The following is a 17,007-nucleotide window of genomic DNA, read 5'->3' as shown; positions in this document are numbered from 1 at the left end:
TTTGGTCATCACGCCAGCCAGCGTTTGCGGCGGCGATAGCTGCGCACGTCGCGGAAGGATTTGCGGCCCTCGTCCGACATGCCGAGATAGAATTCCTTGACGTCCGGGTTTTCACGCAGCGCATCCGCCGCGCCATCCATCACCACGCGGCCGCTTTCAAGGATATAGCCATAATGGGCATAGCGCAGCGCGACGTTGGTGTTCTGTTCGGCCAGAAGAAAGGTCACGCCCTCGCCCTCGTTCACGGCTTTGACGATCTCGAAGATCTGCTCGACCAGCTGCGGGGCCAGCCCCATCGAGGGTTCGTCCAGCAGGATGGTTTCCGGGCGGCTCATCAGGGCGCGGCCCATGGCGACCATCTGCTGTTCCCCGCCCGAGGTATAACCGGCCTGCGACCGCCGCCGTTCACGCAGACGCGGAAAGTATTCGTAAACCATTTCAAGGTCGCGCTTGATCGCGACGCTGCCATCGGTGCGGGTATAGGCGCCGGTCAGCAGGTTTTCCTCGACCGTGAGGTGTTCGAAGCAGTGCCGCCCCTCCATCACCTGAATGACGCCCTTTTTTACCAGACTGGCGGGGTCCATGTCCTGCACACGCTCGCCGCGATAGGTGATGCTGCCCTTGGTCACTTCCCCGCGTTCCGAGTGCAGCAGGTTGGAAATCGCCTTCAGCGTGGTGGTCTTGCCCGCGCCGTTGCCCCCCAGCAGAGCGGTGATGCCGCCCTTGGGCACCGACAGGCTGACGCCCTTCAACACCAGAATGACGTGGTTATAGATCACCTCGATATTGTTCACCTCAAGCAGCGTTTCGCCGCTGGTGATGGTCGAGGTCTGGTTCGGCGCGGTGTCCAGCATGGGCAATCCCCCGGTCAGATGGCGGTCAGGGTGGCCCCGGCGGCATCATACCGCCGGGGCTGTCGGATCAGTTGCAGCTACGCGGGGTGATATTGCTTTCCCGCGCATAGGCCGCGCTGTCTTCGGCGATCAGCGGGTCCAGCACCTCGTGGTCGGGGGCGGTGAACTCGGTAATCAGGTTCCACTGGCCTGCGGCGGCATCCCACTGCTGCACGCGGGCCATGCCGCTGCCGCCGTGGTTGTCGCAAGAGATCGCCAGTTCCGGGCCGAAATCGGGCAGGCCCAGTTCGACCAGACGTTCCGGCGTGATGTCCAGCGCCTCAAAGCCCTGACGGACCTGTTCGGCATTGACCGAGGACGTGCCCGACAGTTCCTGCGCCTTGCGGATCGCCTCGGAAATGACCAGTGCCGCATACATGCCGCGCGAATACAGCACCGAACCGACATGCGCCCCCCCCTGCGAGGCCTTGCCGGGGTCGATGACATATTGCTTCATGTCATCATACATCGGGTAATCGGTGCCGACGCCGTGGAAGGTCATGGACTTATAGCCGTTGGCCCCTGCCCCCACCGGGCGCACGTCCAGTTCCGAACCCGACCACCAGATGCCGATCATGTTTTCCATCGGAAAGCGGACGTTCGCCGCCTCTTGAATGGCGGCCTGGTTCATTACGCCCCAGCCATACAGGATCACATGGTCAGGACGTTCGCGCCGGATTTGCAGCCACTGGCTTTTCTGTTCCTGGCCGGGCGCATCAACGGGGATGAGTGTCAGCTTGAAGCCATGCTTTTTCGACAACTCCTCCAGCGTGCGGATCGGTTCCTTGCCATAGGCCGAGTTGTGATAGACCAGCGCAATCGACTTGCCATCAAGGCTACCGTCGTTCACGTCCAGCAGATGTTTGACCGCGATTGAAGCGCCGTCCCAATAGTTGGCGGGCGCATTGAACACCCATTCGAACACCGTGCCGTCCTTGGCCGAGGTGCGGCCATAGCCCGGCGTATACAGCGGGATATGGTCAACCGTCACCTTGGGGATCAGCTGATAGGTGATGCCGGTGGACAGCGGGTTGTAAACCAGCGCGCCCTGCCCCTTGGTCGCCTCATAGCATTCGACACCCTTTTCGGTGTTATAGGCGGTTTCGCATTCGGGCACCCGCACACGCTCGCCGCCGATGCCGCCGTCGCGTTCGTTCAGCAGGGTGAAGTAATCGTTGAAGCCATCGGCGTATTGCGTGCCGTTCGCGCCATAGGGGCCGGTGCGATACGACAGGTTCGGCACCACCAGATCGGCCATCGCGGGCGCGGCGGCCATCATGGCGGCAGCGACGATTGCGGGGAAAGTCAGTTTCATTCGGGTTTCCTCCCAAAAGGTTAAACGTGCCGGATTGCCCGGTTCTGATATTCGAACGTCAGTGCGGGAACGGCCACAGCCGCAGCTTTTCCTTGGTCAGTTCCCACAGGCGGTTCAGCCCGTGCGGCTCGGCGATCAGAAAGACCACGATCAGCGCGCCCACGATCATCAGCTCGATATGTGCCGCCAGATCGGTCGGCCAGCCCATGCCACCCACAAGGACGTTTTTCAGCAGCACCGGCAGCAACACAAGGAAAGCGGCCCCTGCAAAAGCGCCAAAGATAGATCCAAGACCGCCGATGATAATCATGAACAGGATCAGGAAGGACTTGTTGATCCCGAACGCCTCGCCCACTTCGGCGGCCCCCAGATAGACGGCAAAGAACAGCGCGCCCGCGATGCCGACAAAGAAGGACGACACGGCAAAGGCGGTCAGTTTTGCGGTCAGCGGGTTCACCCCGATGATTTCGGCGGCGATGTCCATATCGCGGATCGCCATCCACTTGCGGCCCATGGTGCCGCGCGTCAGGTTGCGCGCCACCCACGCCAGCACAAAGGCAAAGACCAGGCAGATCAGGTATTTCGCCGGGGCGCTGGTGGCCGGGCCGGTTACATCCCAGCCCAGAACGGTGCGGGTCGGCGCGTTGATCTGACCCGAGGCGGAATAGTTGTAAAACCACGGCACCTTGTTGAACAGCCAGACCAGAAAGAACTGCGCCGCCAGCGTGGCCACGGCCAGATAGAACCCCTTGATCCGCAGCGAAGGCAGGCCGAACAGCACACCAACCGCCGCCGTGATCCCGCCCGCCAGAACGATGTGGATCACGATATTGATGTCGGGAAAGGCGGTCATCAGCTTGTAAACCGCATAGGCCCCCACCGCCATGAACCCGCCGGTCCCCAGGCTGACCTGCCCGGCATAGCCGGTAAGGATGTTCAGCCCGATGGCCGCGATGGCATAGATCAGAAAGGGCACAAACACGGCGTTCGCCCAGTAATCGTCGATCCACAGCGGGATCACCAGAAAGGCGACGAACAGCACGAAGTAATAGCGCCAGCGGTCGAAGCCGATCGGGAAGGTCTGCCCGTCATCACGGTAGCTGGTCTTGAAATCACCGGCCTCACGGTAAAGCATCAGTTGACCCCCTCTTGATGGTGAAACATGGCATTCGGATTTGCGCGGTGGACTGCGTATTCAGGCAAACAGGAAGCTGGCTTCTTGCTTGTCCCATTCTCCCCGCCGGAGGCGCTGCAACCTTGCATCCTTACACCCTCTCGATGATTTTTTCGCCGAACAGGCCCTGCGGACGGAACACCAGGAACAGCAGCGCCAGCACATAGGCGAACCAGTTTTCGGTTGCGCCGCCGACCAGTGGGCCGACCCACAGCTCGAACAGCTTTTCGCCCACGCCGATAATCAGCCCCCCGACAATCGCACCGGGGATCGAGGTAAAGCCGCCCAGCATCAGCACCGGCAGCGCCTTGAGCGCGATCAGCGACAGGCTGAACTGCACCCCCGATTTCGTGCCCCACATGATGCCCGCGACCAGCGCCACGAAGCCCGCGATCGACCAGACCATGATCCAGATGAATTGCAGGTTGATCCCGACCGACAGCGCCGCCTGATGGTCATCGGCCACGGCGCGCATGGCGCGGCCCTGTTTGGTGTATTGGCTGAACACGACCAGCGCCGCGACCAGCGCCGCCGCGATGATGGCTGCCCAGATGTCCAGCTTGTCGATGAACAGGCCATAGCCGAACATCGCATCGGTCATTTCCTCGAAGCTTTCCGAGACGCCCTGCGGCAGCCCCACGTCCAGCGATTTGATGTCGGCACCCCACATCACGTCGCCCAGACCTTCAAGGAAATAGGCAAGGCCGATGGTGGCCATGAACAGGATGATCGGTTCCTGCCCGACCAGATGGCGCAGCACCAGCTTTTCGATGGCGATGGCCAGCAGAACCATGACGCCCGCTGTCAGCAGGATCGCCAGCAGCGACGGGATGGTCCAGCCGAAATGGTGCAGGTTGGTGCCAAAGGCCGCGTTGATAAGATGCGCAAAGGGCACCTGCCCCTGTTGGATGCCCACCAGCGTCATCGCGGCGAACAGCGCCAGCACGCCCTGCGCATAGTTGAACACGCCCGACGCCTTGTAGATCAGCACAAAGCCAAGCGCGACAAGCGCATACATCACGCCGGTCATCAGACCGTTGATAAAGACCTCGGTGGCAATAAAGAAACCCATGTCACACGGCCTCCCGTCCGGTTGCGGCGAATTCTGTCTTAGTCATGAGACACCCCCAGATAGGCGCTGATGACCTCGGGGTTGTTGCGCACCTCGTCGGGGGTGCCGTCGCCGATCTTTTTGCCGTAATCCATCACGACCACGCGGTCGGACAGATCCATGACCACGCCCATATCATGTTCGATCAGCGCAATCGTGGTGCCGAATTCGTCGTTCACATCCAGGATAAAGCGGGACATGTCCTCTTTTTCCTCGACGTTCATGCCGGCCATCGGTTCGTCCAGCATCAGCAGCTTGGGTTCGGCGGCCAGCGCGCGGGCCAGCTCGACCCGCTTTTTCAGACCATAGGGCAAGCGCCCGACCGGGGTTTTGCGGATGTTCTGGATTTCCAGAAAGTCGATGACCTTTTCCACCTTTTCACGATGGGCGATTTCCTCGCGTTCGGCCGCGCCCCACCACAGGGCCTGCTGAAAGATATTCGCGCTCATCTGGTTCAGGCGGCCGGTCATGATATTGTCCAGCACCGACATGCCGTCGAACAGCGCGATGTTCTGGAACGTCCGGGCGATGCCCTGCCGCGCGACCTCATACGGTTTCATCGGCGGGCGGCGGCTGCCGCGAAACCAGACTTCGCCTTCCTGCGGGACATAAAAGCCCGACATGACGTTCATCATCGAGGATTTGCCAGCCCCGTTCGGGCCGATGATGGCGCGGATTTCGCCTTCGCGGATGTCAAAGCTGATGTCGGTGATCGCCTTGACGCCGCCAAAGCGCAGGGTGATGTTCTTCATCTCCATCAGCACCGGGCCGATCTGGCGACCATCCGCGGTGGTATAGCCCTCGGCCGGGGCGGTGGCTGCGGTCATCTGGGTCATGCGTCACCTTTCAAAGCGGGGCAGTTTGCGGGGCGGGCGGTCATTCCGCCGCGACCTGTTGGCTGGCGGTCGGGAAAACCTTGGCATCCTCGATCCGCACCGTGGCCTTGAGCTTGCCCTTGCGACCGTCTTCGTAGGTGACTTCGGTTTCGGTATAGATGCTGTCCTTGCCGCCATACATCGCCTCGATCAGATCGGCGAATTTTTCCGAAATGACGCCGCGCTTGACCTTGCGGGTGCGGGTCATTTCACCATCATCCGCATCCAGTTCCTTGTGCAGCACAAGAAAGCGGTGGATCTGGCAGCCCGACAGCATCGCATCCTGCGCAACCGAGGCATTTACCTCTTCGATATGTTTGCGGATGGTTTCATAGACGCGCGGATTTCCGGCCAGTTCCTGATAGCTGGCATAGGCCACGTTATTGCGTTCGGCCCAGTTGCCCACCGCCGTCAGGTCGATGTTGATGAAGGCGGTGCAATAGTCGCGCCCGTTCCCGATCACCACGGCTTCCAGAATGTTGGGATAGAACTTCAGCTTGTTTTCGACATATTTGGGCGCGAACATGCTGCCATCGGCCATCTTGCCCACATCCTTGGCGCGGTCGATGATGCGCAGATGGCCGCTGTCCGGTTCAAAGAACCCGGCGTCGCCGGTTGCAACCCAGCCTTCGGCGTCCTTGGTCGATGCGGTGCTTTCGGGGTTGTTCAGATATTCGACGAAAGTGCCGGGGCCGCGATAGAACACCTCGCCATTGTCCGCGATCTTGACCTCGACCCCCGGCGAGGGCACGCCAACGGTATCGGCACGCACCTGACCGTCGGGCTGCTGGGTGATGAACACCGTTGCTTCGGTCTGGCCGTAAAGCTGTTTCAGGTTGATGCCCAGACTGCGGTAGAATTCGAAAATCTCCGGCCCGATGGCTTCGCCTGCGGTATAGGCCACGCGGATGCGCGACAGCCCCAACGAGTTTTTCAGCGGCGAATAGACCAGCACTTCGCCGGTGCGATAGGTAAAGTAATCGCGCAGCGGCTGCGGATACAGGTTCAACAGCGGCCCGCGCGCCTTGAAATGGTCGCGCGCCTTTTTGCCATGGCGCAGCTTGACCAGCGCCAGACGGATCGCGTTTTCCACGATGGTTTCAAACGCAAAGCCGATCCCCATGGCATAGCGCCATGCCCAACGCACCCGCCGCCGCAGCGTCGGTTTCGACTGCTGCTTGCGGTATTTCGGCATCCCGAATTCTTCGCCGTTCGCCTTGGCGAACTCCATGAAGTAATTAAAGATACCGCGTTTCAGATCGCCTGCGTCCTCCATGCGGATCATCACATTGGTCAGCATGGTTTCAAAGATACGCGGCGGGGCAAAGAAATAGGTCGGCCCGATTTCGCGCAAATCGGTCATCATCGTATGCGCGCCTTCGGGGCAGTTCACGGTAAAACCGACCGAGGTGGATTGCGCGATCGAGAACACGAAATCCCCGACCCACGCCATCGGCAGATAGGCCAGAACATCTTCGTCCATGCCCAGATGATCGAACGAGGCCGAGTTCCTGGCGCTTTCGATCACGTTGCGGTTCGACAGCACCACGCCCTTGGGCTTGCCGGTCGTCCCCGAGGTATAAAGCATGACGCAGGTGTGGTCATAGGTCAGTTCGGCGATGCGGGCGTCCAGTTCGGGGCCAAGACGCTGCGCGGCGGCACGGCCTTCGGCCTGCACATGTTCCAGCGCGTTCAGGCGGGTGTGGTCATATTTGCGCATCCCGCGCTTGTCGGCATAGACGACCTGATCGACGGTATGGGCCTTTTGTTCGGCCTCGATGATCTTGTCCACCTGTTCCTGATCGCCGCAGACGACAAAGCGGGCGTTACAATGCCCCAGCACATAGGCCATCTCGTCGGCCACGGCGTCCTGATACAGCGGCACCGGCACCGCGCCGCACATCTGCGCCGCCACCATTGACCAATAGTGCATCGGGCGGTTGCGCCCGACGATGGCCACATGATCGCCCCGGTTCAGCCCCAGCGCCAGAAAGCCCAGCGCCAGCGCGCGGATTTCTTCGGCGGCTTCGGCCCAGCTCCAGCTTTGCCAGATGCCGAATTCCTTTTCCCGATAGGCGGGACAGTTGCCGAACTGCGCGACGTTCCGCGCCAACAGCGCAGGAATAGATTGCAGATCGCCCGCAGGCGCGGCTGGTGTGGTCATGTCCCCTCCCCCTGCCCGGCCTGTCTGCCGGGCTTCGTGCGCGCCGGACCTCTCCTCCGTTGCGCGCTTTTCGTTGTCGGGGGCAATCTTTGCCGCAGTTTTTCCCGAATCCAACAAAATGTTACAGCTTCCCCCTCGCGGGGGGCGATGCTAACGCTGACGCCCGAGGGGGACAGGATGGAAACCACGGCGCAACTGAACGATCTGACCCGCTCGGCCCTGAATCTGATCGGGCAGGCCCTGACGATTTTCGACGCCGATCTGCGGCTGGCGGTGGCGAACCGCCCGTTTCAGGACATGTTCGACCTGCCCGAATCACTGATCCAGCCCGGCACCACCTTTGAAGACACGATCCGCTTTATGGTCGAGCGCGGTGAATACGGCCCGCAGGCCGATCCCGATGCCGCAGTGGCCATGCGGGTCGAACAGGCGCGGGCCTTTCAGGCGCATTATCTGGAACGTCAGCGCCCCGATGGCCGCTGGATCGCGGTCGAGGGCGCGCCGCTGGCGCAGGGCGGCTGGATCGCCGTCTATACCGACATCACCGCCACCAAGCGGCAGGAAGCATTGCTGCGCGCCCGGTCCGAGGAACTGTCGGAACAGTTGCTGACCCATGCCGAACAGCTTGCCGCCGCCAACCGCGAACTGGCCGCCACCAACGCCGCCCTGCAAGAAGCGCAGGCCATCCTGACCCGGACCGAGGCGCACACCCGGCAGGTCATCGAAATGATCCCGGCCCATATCGCGCATATGGACGATCAGCTGCGCTATACCTTTTCCAACCGGCGCCTGCCTTCGGTCTTTCCCGGCACCAATGCCGAAATCGTCGGCCTGACCCTGCAAGAGGCGCATGGCCCCGACGCGGCCAGAACGCTGGTCCCGCCGATGGAAAACGCCCTCGCCGGCGATCCGCAGGTGTTCGAGATGACGCACCCCGGATCGGGCCGCCGCATCCGCATCGCCCTGACGCCCGACCGCGCCGGGCATGGTGTCTATATCCTGTCCACCGATGTCACCGCCGAGGTTCAGGCGCGCGAAGCGTTAAGCCACGCCTCGAAACGGCAACTGGCCGCGCGGCTGACATCGGGGCTGGCGCATGATTTCGGCAATCTGCTGACGATCATTCTGGGCCTTCAGGGGCGGCTGGCCGGGGCCGACCTGCCGCCGGGATCAGCCGCCGATGTGCAGGGCACGCTGGCCGCCGCCCGCCGGGGCGCGGCGCTGCTGGAACGGCTGGCGCGGATTTCCGGGCCGCGCCAGCCGTCGCCACAGCCCGTCGATCTGCCCGCCTTGCTGACGGAAACCGCCGCGCTGGCCCGCCCGTCGCTGCACGACGGCACCGAACTGGCGGTCAGTTGCACCCTGCCCGATCAGCGCCTGATCCTTGACCCCGGCTTCTTGCAGGATTCGCTGCTGAACCTGATCCTGAACGCCAATGCCGCCATGGCCGGGCCGGGCCGGATCGCGCTGACCGCCCGCGCCGAGGGCAGCGACTGGCTGCTGCTGACCGTCACCGACACCGGCCCCGGCTTTTCCCCCGAAGCATTGCAGCGCGGGACCGAGCCGTTCTTTTCCACCAAGCAGGCACAAGGATCGGGCCTTGGCCTGTCGATGGTCTATGACCAGACCAAACTGGCCGGCGGCACCCTGCGGCTGAGAAATACCGACAGCGGCGCATGCATCAGCATCCGCCTGCCGTTGCGTCGCGCCACCCCGCAAATGGTGCTGCTGGCCGAGGACGATAATACGATCCGCACCAGTGTCCGCGATATGCTGACCAGTCTTGGCCATGCCGTGATCGAGGCCGCCTCGCTGGCCGAGGCGCGGGCCATCGCCGATCTGCCGGGGCTGACGCTGATCCTGTCAGACCTGCAACTGGGCGACGGCTCTGGCCTTGATCTGACCGGCGGCCCGCTGCCTTGCGTGCTGATGACCTCGCTGCCGCCCTCTGACCCTGCCCGGCTGGCGGCCAATTGCCCGGTGCTGACCAAACCTTTCGACGCCGCCCGGCTGGCCGCCGCGCTGGCCAAGGCAATCTCTGGAACCATGCCCGATGTCTGATGTCCCGCTGATCGCCATTCTGGACGACGAACCGGAAATCCGCCGCCTGCTGGCCAATGCGCTGGAAGATGCCGGGTTCCGCACCGCCGCCTTTGCCCGCGCCACCGAATTCGAGGCCGCGCTGCGCCGCATCACCCCCGACGCCTGCCTGATCGACCTTGGCCTGCCCGACCGCGACGGGCTGGCGCTGGTTCACCGGCTGGCGGCGGAATCGGGGGCGGCGATCATCATCATCTCGGGCCGCGCACAGGTGCAGGACCGGGTAACGGGGCTGGAACTGGGCGCCGATGACTACATCATCAAACCGTTCGAAACCGCCGAGGTCGTGGCCCGCATCCGCGCCCGCCTGCGCCGCCCGGCCCAGACCACCGCAGGCCGCAGCGGCCAGATCCAGCACTTCGCCGGATGGACCGCCGATTTCGACCGCTACATGCTGACCGCCCCAGACGGCAGCGAATCCCCGATCAGCCATGCCGAAGCCGAACTGCTGCGCCTGTTCCTCGACAGCCCGCGCCGCCTGATTACCCGCGCACAAATGCTGGAATCACTGGGCGGCACGGCAGGCGACAGCTTTGACCGGGCGATGGATGTGCGTATCTCGCGGCTGCGGGCCAAGCTGGGCGAAGACCCGAAAAACCCGCGCCTTATCAAAACCATCTATGGCGCCGGATATATCTTTCTGGCCGAACTGGATTAACGCGCCGCCACATCCGGCCACCCCGGACGCGCCCATGGCTTCCTGTTTGTCATAAATACGCAAAAACGAAAGGCTGATCGCCCGACCAACCGCACCACAACCAACCAGCGGCTCAACCCTCGGGCAACCCCATCTGCGCCAGCACCTGCTGCCGCGCAACCGCCGATTCCCGATCCGTCACCCCCAGCAGACCGGCGACCAGACGGATCAGGCTTTCTTCCTCGGCGCTGCGGCGATTGTCGGCATAGGCAACCTCCCACATGGCGGCGATGACGCCGATGCGATCGTCCAGCGCGATGCGCTCCTTGACCTGCCGGGTAAAGCGCACGGTGTCGGGGGCCTCGGCCTCGATCATTTCGGCGGCAAGACGGCGGGCGGTGGCTTCGTCACCACTCAGCCCCCTGCGCCGGGCCAGCACGCGGTCGATCCTGTCGCGCTCGGTCGTGGTGTAATGATCGTCGGCCCGCGCCACACGAACCAACAGCGCAGCCACCGCAACCTCGGCATCCTCGGATGCCAGCGGTTGCGAAAGCGGCTCATCAGAAAACAGGCGCGACAGCAGATTGCGAAACATCCACCCGATATAAACCGACACCACGTGACGGCAAGGGCCAGATTGTCACCCGCCCCAGCCCTCGACGATCACCAGATCGGCATCGCTGACCGGCAGACGCAGCGCCCGCGCCGCCTGATATTCCGGGCTGTGCCAGCAATCGCGCGCCGTCTGAAGATCGGGAAACTCGATCACCACCACACGCGGACGAACATTGCCCTCGACCACCTCGGCCGCCCCGCCACGCACCAGAAACCGCGCGCCGTATTTTTCGAACGCAGCGGCATTAGCCTGACGATAGGCATCATAGGCAGCCGGATCATCGACCGTCACCAACCCGACCCAATAGGCTTTGGTCATCCCACCTCCGGTATACGGATACGGCCCTGCGCCATCGACACGGCACGGCCCGCGACACGAATTTCGGCCAGCCAAGCACCGGAAACCACCACGGTCAAGCCAATCTCGGACGGCCGCCCCATCTCGACCCCTTGCCGCAGCGCGATGCGGGTTTCGCCCTGCGCCAGATCGCCCGCCGCCAGAAACTGCGCCGCCAAAAGGGCCGAAGCAGACCCGGTGGCCGGATCTTCGGGAATCCCGGCGGTTGGCGAAAACATCCGGGCACGGAACCCGCCCCCATCCGGGGTGTAAAGATAGGCACTGTCCACATCAGCCGCCGCCATCAAGCGTGACCAATACGGCTCGACCGGGCGGGCACGCACCAACGCAGCACCATCCGCCACCGGCACGAACAGAAAGGCCGGGCCACCCTGCCAACACCCGACCCTGTGACGGTCAAAGCCCAGATCGCCGGACGACAGATCCAGCGCCGCCGCGATCAACCCGGCATCGGGCACAGCCCCATGCGCCACAGGCAAGCGCGGCGCAACAAATTCCGCCACGCCGTCGCGGATGGTGACAGGCACCAGCCCCGCCTCCTCCTCCAGCACGATCCGCCCGTCGGCACCACCCGCCAGATGCAAGGCGCAGCCGATGGTCGGATGACCGGCAAAAGGAATCTCGGCGGTCGGAAAGAAAATCCGCACCCGCGCGGTATGCGCCGGATCGCGCGGAGCGATGACAAAGATCGTCTCGGACAGATTGAACTGCCGCGCGATGATCTGCATCTGCGCCGCGCTCAACCCGTCCGCATCCATGACGATGGCCAAAGGATTGCCGGAAAACGGCCGATCCGTGAACACGTCACAGATCACGAAATCCAGCATCTTTGGTCCGTAAATATCCCCGCCGGAGGCATTAATACTTTTGGGGCACATACAGTTCCGGCGGCAGAATCTCGCGTTCGTAATCGACGTTGAACACGCGGTCGGGCAAATGCACCTCTTCGTGCGGAACCTCGGTATAGGGGATCAGGCTCAGCAGATGGTTCATCACATTCAGCCGGGCGCGTTTCTTGTCATTGCCGGGCACGACATACCAAGGCGCTTCGGGAATATTGGTGCGTTCCAGCATCTCCTCTTTCGCCTTGGTATAGGCTTCCCAGCGGACGCGGGATTGCAGGTCCATCGGCGACAGTTTCCATTGTTTCAGCGGATCGTGGATGCGGATCAAAAACCGCATCTGCTGTTCCTCATCCGTGATCGAGAACCAGTATTTCACCACCCGAATCCCTGAACGCACCAGCATCCGTTCGAATTCCGGCACGTCGTCAAAGAACTGCTGCACCTGATCTTCGTCGGCAAAGCCCATCACCCGTTCGACCCCGGCGCGGTTATACCAACTGCGGTCGAACAGCACGATTTCCCCACCCGCCGGCAGATGCGGCACATAGCGCTGAAAATACCACTGGCTTTTCTCGCGGTCCGAAGGGGCGGGCAGCGCGACGACCCGGCACACGCGCGGGTTCAGACGCTGGGTGATACGCTTGATCGCGCCGCCCTTGCCTGCGGAATCGCGGCCCTCGAAAATGACGACGACCTTTTCCTTGTGATGGGCCACCCAGTCCTGCAATTTGATAAGCTCGGACTGAAGGCGCAGCAGCTCGTTGAAATAAACCTTGCGATCCAGTTCATCGGGATGCGTATCCCGATAGATCTTCTTGATTTCCGCCGACAGAACGGCATCCTCAAGCTCGATCTCGTAATCCTCGTCCAGCGTGTCCTGAAGCTCGGCGTCAAGCCAGTCTCTGGGTGCGTCGGTCATTCCGTCCTCCGAAAATTTTACTCGTCATAGACCGGCATTGTGACAGTTTCACAAGGGCTGCGTTACCGCCCGAACCGCGCCGCGCATTGCCGCGTCACGCCAAGGGCAAAGCCGCCGCCCATGGTGCCGTCAACCGTGCCGCACCATTCCCCGCCAGTGGTGAACAGGCTGCGGGTGCCGCGCGCCGGGCGATAGGCGATCCGCTGCCCGCGCAGATCGAACAGGTTCAGCACCCCGCCCGCATTCACGGCGTAATAGCCCAGCACATTGCCATCGGCAGTAAAGATCAGCCGGTTCTGGTTCGCCGGATTGTCAGGCCGGTTTTCATAGGCCGCCGCGCTGTTGGCCGAATTGGCGGCCGAATTCCACGCCGCATTCGGCGAATTCGACGCCCGCGCCGGGCTGTTCGCCGGATGACCGGGGCCAAGGTCAAAGGCCATCTGCGTGCGGTCCAGAATGAACAGCGGCGCATCCGCCATGGCAGGCGCGGCCAGCAGCAGGGACAAGATCAGGGCAAGGCGCATCACAGGCTCCGTCACGGTTGGCGGCCACGGTTCGGGCGCAGTCTGCCTTTTTGCCGGGCGAAAGTGTAGGGGGCAGATCGGCCCACGCCGGATCGGTCAGCCGGGTTCCGGCAGCAGCCCACGCCGGGCCATCTGGCGATGCAGCATGGCCAGTTCGGCCTGCTCCAGCGCGGTTAACCGGGGTTGGCGCGCCAGATGGTGCCACAGCCGGGCGGTGGCCAGATCAACCATGAACCGCAGCCGCCCCGAGAGAGGCAGATACAACGCGCCATACCCCCCCAAAAAGGCAGCTTCATCCTGACGGTAGCTGTCGGGCCATGCCCTGCCCAGAGCCTGCGCGTGCTGGCGATACACCCTCAGCAGCACCAGAAAACGGGCCAAATCCACATGGCGCGGGCCATAGCGGATCTGCGGCGGATCAAAGCAGACGATCCTGCCCGCATCCACGAACAGGTTCCCCGGATGAAAATCCCCGTGCAGCAATGAAATCCAGGCGAATTTCATGCGCAGCCGCCGCTGCCGCTGCGTCAGCTCGCGAAGGACGGCATTGTATTCGGCACCCTGCCCCGGATACAGCAGATCGCCCCTTGGCCCGGCATCGGTCCGGGGGCGCAGCGCGCGCGTGGCCGCGTGCAGCCGCCGCAACCAACGGCCCGCACCATGCAGCAGCTTCAGCCGTTCAGCATCGCCCAGCCGGTCCTTCAGCGTCGGCGCCTCGATCCAGTCCATTGCAAAGAACCCATCGTCCGCCGCGATAAATCGAGGGGTCACACTGTCGGGCTGTGCCCGCGCCATGAGAACCAAAGCGTCGAACTGCGCCCGTGTGGTTTCTGGCGTGGCGCAGATCTTGATCGCCAGCCGTTGCCCCTGCGCGGATGTCGCCTGATAGACCTGCTGCACCCCGGCGGGGCGGATGCGGTGATAGACCCGGCGCAGATGCCACCCCGGCCCAAAACGGTCGGCCAGGGCGCGATCCATGCGGGCGACAAGCTGTCCGTTCTCGTGATCCACTTTCCCCCCACTGGCCGCCCCGATGGGATAAACGTGTCAGATACAGGTCTATTCCCGCAGATCGGGACGTTTTCCGAACCGCTGTCGGGGGGGCATCCTCCCCCACCGGCCAGATCGTCAGCTTAGCCAGCGGGCGCTGTCATGCGGGTCCAGATTGGGCGCGGCGGCCACCCAGGCGGCGCGAAAGCTGTCGTCAAAGTCGGGCGGCAGGTCAAAGCGTTTGGCCTCGCGATTGATGCTGGTGCCCTGCTGCGAATCCGTCTGCATGGTCTGTTGCAGGCGCGCGGGATCGGGATAAGGCAATCCCGCCGCGTCGCAGATCATCGCCGCCACCGTCTCGGGCTGCGTCACCATCTGGCGGTAATCCAGCAGCCGGATCCTCCGGCCAGAGCCAGACACCCGGCGCACCACATTCACCATCCGCGCCAGCCGCCGCACCGACTGATCCGCCGTCACCCCGAACACCCTGCGGCTGGATCGCGCCCATTCCACCGCGTCGCGCACCACGAAAAAGCTGACCGCATCTTCGGCGGCGTCGATGATGCTGGCCATGCTGCCCGTCACCTCGGCGCGGAACTTGATGCCAAATGCGGTGCCCTCGCTTAGCCGGTCCAGATCGGACAGCGCCAGATGCGTCAGCCGCGCCACCGTCTGCGGCTGGCTGAGGCGCAGATCACGGGCGCGGGTCAGGTTGGTAAAGCTGTCGGGTTCGGACCAGGTGGTCAGGCCGCAGGTATGCGCGATCTTGGAAATCAGGGTCGAGCCGCAGCGCCCGATGGAAAAGAACAGCACCGGCCGCCGGGTCAGCGGCGCATCCAGTTGCACCGCATCATCGAACGGCGCGAACAGCACCGCCTGCGCATGACGGCGCTGTTCCTGATAAAAGAACGCGCCTTCGCGATCCGAAATCTTGCGGCCCGCATCCACCCAACACACCCGCGCCCGGTCCAGATCAATATGATGCAACGAGTGATACTCGCCCAAGGCGGTTTCGACCACCTCGGCCTCTGGGGCCAGCCTGAACGACCGCGCCCCGGCCATCTGATAGGGCTGACCCTGCGGCGACAGAACCGCCCTGCGGGTGAACTGCACCATCACAGCCCCCTTACACCAGCCGCGCGCCTTCCTTGGCGGCGCGGATGAAATCGGCAAACAGCGGTGCCGGGTCAAAGGGCTTGGATTTCAGTTCCGGGTGCGACTGCACGCCGATGAACCACGGGTGATCGGGGTATTCGATCACTTCGGGCAGCTTGCCATCGGGCGACATGCCCGAAAACACCAGCCCCGCCGATTCAAGCTGATCGCGATAGGTCGCGTCCACTTCATAGCGGTGGCGGTGGCGGTCTTCGATTTCAACCGCGCCACCATAAACCTGACTGATCCGCGAACCCGGCGTCAGCACGGCGCTGTAGGCCCCAAGGCGCATGGTGCCGCCCTTGTCATCGCCAACCTTGCGCTGCACGGTGTAATTGCCCTGCACCCATTCTTTCAGGTGGTAAACCACCGGCGTGAACCGGGTCTTGCCCGCCTCGTGGTCGAATTCCTCGGACCCGGCGTCGGGCATCCCGGCCAGATTGCGCGCCGCCTCGATCACGGCCATCTGCATTCCCAGACAGATGCCCAGATAGGGCACCTTCTTTTCGCGGGCGTATCGCGCCGCCTCGATCATGCCTTCGGTGCCCCGCTCGCCAAAGCCGCCGGGCACGATGATGCCGTGATAGCCATCCAGCAGATGCGCGCCGTTTTCCGCCTCGATATCCTCGGCCGCGACCCATTCGGCACGCACCCGCACCCGGTTGGCCATGCCGCCATGCGTCATCGCCTCGGAGATGGATTTATACGCATCCTCAAGCTGGGTATATTTGCCAACTACGGCGATGCGCACCTCGCCTTCGGCATTGGTCAGGCGGTCCATCACGTCTTCCCATCGGGTCAGATCGGGGCGAGGCGCGGGGCTGATGCCGAATGCGTCCAGCACCGCCTGATCCAGCCCGGCACGGTGATAGGCCAAGGGCGCCTCGTAGATCGAGGACAGGTCATAGGCCGGGATCACGGCATCAGGACGCACATTGCAGAACAGCGCGATCTTGGCGCGTTCCTTTTCGGGAATCGGCTGTTCGCTGCGGCAGACCAGCACATCGGGGAACAGGCCGATGGTGCGCAATTCCTTGACACTGTGCTGCGTCGGCTTGGTTTTCAGTTCCCCGGACGCGGCCAGATAGGGCAGCAGGGTCAGGTGCATAAAGATGCACTGCCCGCGCGGGCGATCCTGCGCGAACTGGCGGATCGCCTCGAAAAACGGCAGGCCCTCGATATCGCCGACGGTGCCGCCGATCTCGCACAGCATGAAATCGACCTCATCTTCGCCCACGGCAAGGAAGTCTTTGATTTCATTCGTTACATGCGGAATAACCTGAATGGTCTTGCCCAGATATTCGCCGCGCCGTTCCTTTTCCAGCACGTTGG

The 17,007-nt window shown here is 63.1% G+C and carries 16 protein-coding genes; 2 read left to right on the top strand and 14 right to left on the bottom strand.

What is annotated here, in order from left to right; translation table 11 throughout:
* Positions 1-8 precede the first annotated feature (8 nt).
* From Q4G14_RS11050 to Q4G14_RS11025, 6 genes are all read right to left on the bottom strand, one after another.
* Positions 9-854, bottom strand: coding sequence for an ABC transporter ATP-binding protein (locus Q4G14_RS11050; RefSeq protein ID WP_303361804.1), 846 nt, complete (start codon positions 852-854; stop codon positions 9-11).
* A 67-nt stretch (positions 855-921) separates the two neighbouring features.
* The gene (locus Q4G14_RS11045; protein WP_303361803.1) at positions 922-2,208 is read right to left on the bottom strand and encodes an ABC transporter substrate-binding protein; all 1,287 of its coding nucleotides are present in this window, start codon (positions 2,206-2,208) and stop codon (positions 922-924) included.
* A 58-nt stretch (positions 2,209-2,266) separates the two neighbouring features.
* The gene (locus tag Q4G14_RS11040) at positions 2,267-3,343 is read right to left on the bottom strand and encodes a branched-chain amino acid ABC transporter permease (protein WP_303361802.1); all 1,077 of its coding nucleotides are present in this window, start codon (positions 3,341-3,343) and stop codon (positions 2,267-2,269) included.
* Between the two features lie 130 nt (positions 3,344-3,473).
* Positions 3,474-4,454: a branched-chain amino acid ABC transporter permease gene (locus Q4G14_RS11035; RefSeq protein ID WP_303361801.1), complete on the bottom strand. Its 981-nt coding sequence runs from the start codon at positions 4,452-4,454 to the stop codon at positions 3,474-3,476.
* A 38-nt stretch (positions 4,455-4,492) separates the two neighbouring features.
* Complete coding sequence (locus Q4G14_RS11030) at positions 4,493-5,320, bottom strand: ABC transporter ATP-binding protein (RefSeq protein WP_303361851.1); 828 nt, start codon at positions 5,318-5,320, stop codon at positions 4,493-4,495.
* Between the two features lie 49 nt (positions 5,321-5,369).
* Positions 5,370-7,532 (bottom strand): AMP-binding protein, encoded by a 2,163-nt coding sequence (locus Q4G14_RS11025; protein ID WP_303361800.1) that lies wholly within the window; start codon positions 7,530-7,532, stop codon positions 5,370-5,372.
* Positions 7,533-7,679: 147 nt separating this feature from the next.
* Between Q4G14_RS11025 and Q4G14_RS11020 the strand changes: the two genes are divergently transcribed.
* Positions 7,680-9,593 carry a PAS-domain containing protein gene (locus Q4G14_RS11020; protein WP_303361799.1) on the top strand — a complete coding sequence of 638 codons (1,914 nt, stop codon included), beginning with the start codon at positions 7,680-7,682 and terminating at the stop codon, positions 9,591-9,593.
* Positions 9,586-10,290, top strand: a complete 705-nt coding sequence (locus Q4G14_RS11015) for a response regulator transcription factor (RefSeq protein ID WP_303361798.1) — start codon at positions 9,586-9,588, stop codon at positions 10,288-10,290. Before Q4G14_RS11020 ends, Q4G14_RS11015 begins: the two co-directional genes overlap by 8 nt.
* Positions 10,291-10,402: 112 nt before the next feature.
* On the opposite strand, the gene Q4G14_RS11010 is transcribed toward Q4G14_RS11015, so the two are convergent.
* The 8 genes from Q4G14_RS11010 to Q4G14_RS10975 form a co-directional block, all read right to left on the bottom strand.
* Entirely contained in the window at positions 10,403-10,864 is a 462-nt protein-coding gene (locus tag Q4G14_RS11010; protein WP_303361797.1) for a TerB family tellurite resistance protein, read from the bottom strand.
* A 45-nt stretch (positions 10,865-10,909) separates the two neighbouring features.
* The gene (locus Q4G14_RS11005) at positions 10,910-11,203 is read right to left on the bottom strand and encodes a DUF1330 domain-containing protein (RefSeq protein WP_303361796.1); all 294 of its coding nucleotides are present in this window, start codon (positions 11,201-11,203) and stop codon (positions 10,910-10,912) included.
* Positions 11,200-12,069 carry a PhzF family phenazine biosynthesis protein gene (locus Q4G14_RS11000; protein WP_303361795.1) on the bottom strand — a complete coding sequence of 290 codons (870 nt, stop codon included), beginning with the start codon at positions 12,067-12,069 and terminating at the stop codon, positions 11,200-11,202. Before Q4G14_RS11000 ends, Q4G14_RS11005 begins: the two co-directional genes overlap by 4 nt.
* Before the next feature lie 31 nt (positions 12,070-12,100).
* A complete protein-coding gene (gene ppk2 / locus Q4G14_RS10995) occupies positions 12,101-13,006 on the bottom strand; it encodes a polyphosphate kinase 2 (RefSeq protein WP_303361794.1) in 906 nt (301 codons plus the stop codon).
* 62 nt (positions 13,007-13,068) lie between these two features.
* Positions 13,069-13,530: a hypothetical protein gene (locus tag Q4G14_RS10990; protein WP_303361793.1), complete on the bottom strand. Its 462-nt coding sequence runs from the start codon at positions 13,528-13,530 to the stop codon at positions 13,069-13,071.
* A 96-nt stretch (positions 13,531-13,626) separates the two neighbouring features.
* Positions 13,627-14,508, bottom strand: a complete 882-nt coding sequence (locus Q4G14_RS10985) for a phosphotransferase (RefSeq protein ID WP_303361792.1) — start codon at positions 14,506-14,508, stop codon at positions 13,627-13,629.
* Positions 14,509-14,658: 150 nt separating this feature from the next.
* Complete coding sequence (locus tag Q4G14_RS10980) at positions 14,659-15,636, bottom strand: hypothetical protein (RefSeq protein WP_303361791.1); 978 nt, start codon at positions 15,634-15,636, stop codon at positions 14,659-14,661.
* A 10-nt stretch (positions 15,637-15,646) separates the two neighbouring features.
* On the bottom strand, positions 15,647-17,007 hold a 1,361-nt coding region (locus tag Q4G14_RS10975), incomplete at its 5' end, for a CTP synthase (protein WP_303361790.1).

Source organism: Paracoccus sp. (in: a-proteobacteria), assembly GCF_030538755.1.
Classification (GTDB): Bacteria; Pseudomonadota; Alphaproteobacteria; order Rhodobacterales; family Rhodobacteraceae; genus Paracoccus.
Note: the sequence above shows the minus strand (reverse complement) of the source record. Positions and strands in the feature narration are given on the sequence as shown.

What these genes read in the sequence shown, in the direction of transcription:
- Q4G14_RS11045 (WP_303361803.1), bottom strand. Translation starts at nt 2,208, where the DNA reads ATGAAACTGACTTTCCCCGCAATCGTCGCTGCCGCCATGATGGCCGCC.
- Q4G14_RS11010 (WP_303361797.1), bottom strand. Translation starts at nt 10,864, where the DNA reads ATGTTTCGCAATCTGCTGTCGCGCCTGTTTTCTGATGAGCCGCTTTCG.
- Q4G14_RS11030 (WP_303361851.1), bottom strand. Translation starts at nt 5,320, where the DNA reads ATGACCGCAGCCACCGCCCCGGCCGAGGGCTATACCACCGCGGATGGT.
- Q4G14_RS11025 (WP_303361800.1), bottom strand. Translation starts at nt 7,532, where the DNA reads ATGACCACACCAGCCGCGCCTGCGGGCGATCTGCAATCTATTCCTGCG.
- Q4G14_RS11050 (WP_303361804.1), bottom strand. Translation starts at nt 854, where the DNA reads ATGCTGGACACCGCGCCGAACCAGACCTCGACCATCACCAGCGGCGAA.
- Q4G14_RS10980 (WP_303361791.1), bottom strand. Translation starts at nt 15,636, where the DNA reads ATGGTGCAGTTCACCCGCAGGGCGGTTCTGTCGCCGCAGGGTCAGCCC.
- Q4G14_RS10990 (WP_303361793.1), bottom strand. Translation starts at nt 13,530, where the DNA reads ATGCGCCTTGCCCTGATCTTGTCCCTGCTGCTGGCCGCGCCTGCCATG.
- Q4G14_RS11035 (WP_303361801.1), bottom strand. Translation starts at nt 4,454, where the DNA reads ATGGGTTTCTTTATTGCCACCGAGGTCTTTATCAACGGTCTGATGACC.
- Q4G14_RS11000 (WP_303361795.1), bottom strand. Translation starts at nt 12,069, where the DNA reads ATGCTGGATTTCGTGATCTGTGACGTGTTCACGGATCGGCCGTTTTCC.
- Q4G14_RS11005 (WP_303361796.1), bottom strand. Translation starts at nt 11,203, where the DNA reads ATGACCAAAGCCTATTGGGTCGGGTTGGTGACGGTCGATGATCCGGCT.
- Q4G14_RS11015 (WP_303361798.1), top strand. Translation starts at nt 9,586, where the DNA reads ATGTCTGATGTCCCGCTGATCGCCATTCTGGACGACGAACCGGAAATC.
- Q4G14_RS11020 (WP_303361799.1), top strand. Translation starts at nt 7,680, where the DNA reads ATGCTAACGCTGACGCCCGAGGGGGACAGGATGGAAACCACGGCGCAA.
- Q4G14_RS10985 (WP_303361792.1), bottom strand. Translation starts at nt 14,508, where the DNA reads ATGGATCGCGCCCTGGCCGACCGTTTTGGGCCGGGGTGGCATCTGCGC.
- ppk2 (WP_303361794.1), bottom strand. Translation starts at nt 13,006, where the DNA reads ATGACCGACGCACCCAGAGACTGGCTTGACGCCGAGCTTCAGGACACG.
- Q4G14_RS11040 (WP_303361802.1), bottom strand. Translation starts at nt 3,343, where the DNA reads ATGCTTTACCGTGAGGCCGGTGATTTCAAGACCAGCTACCGTGATGAC.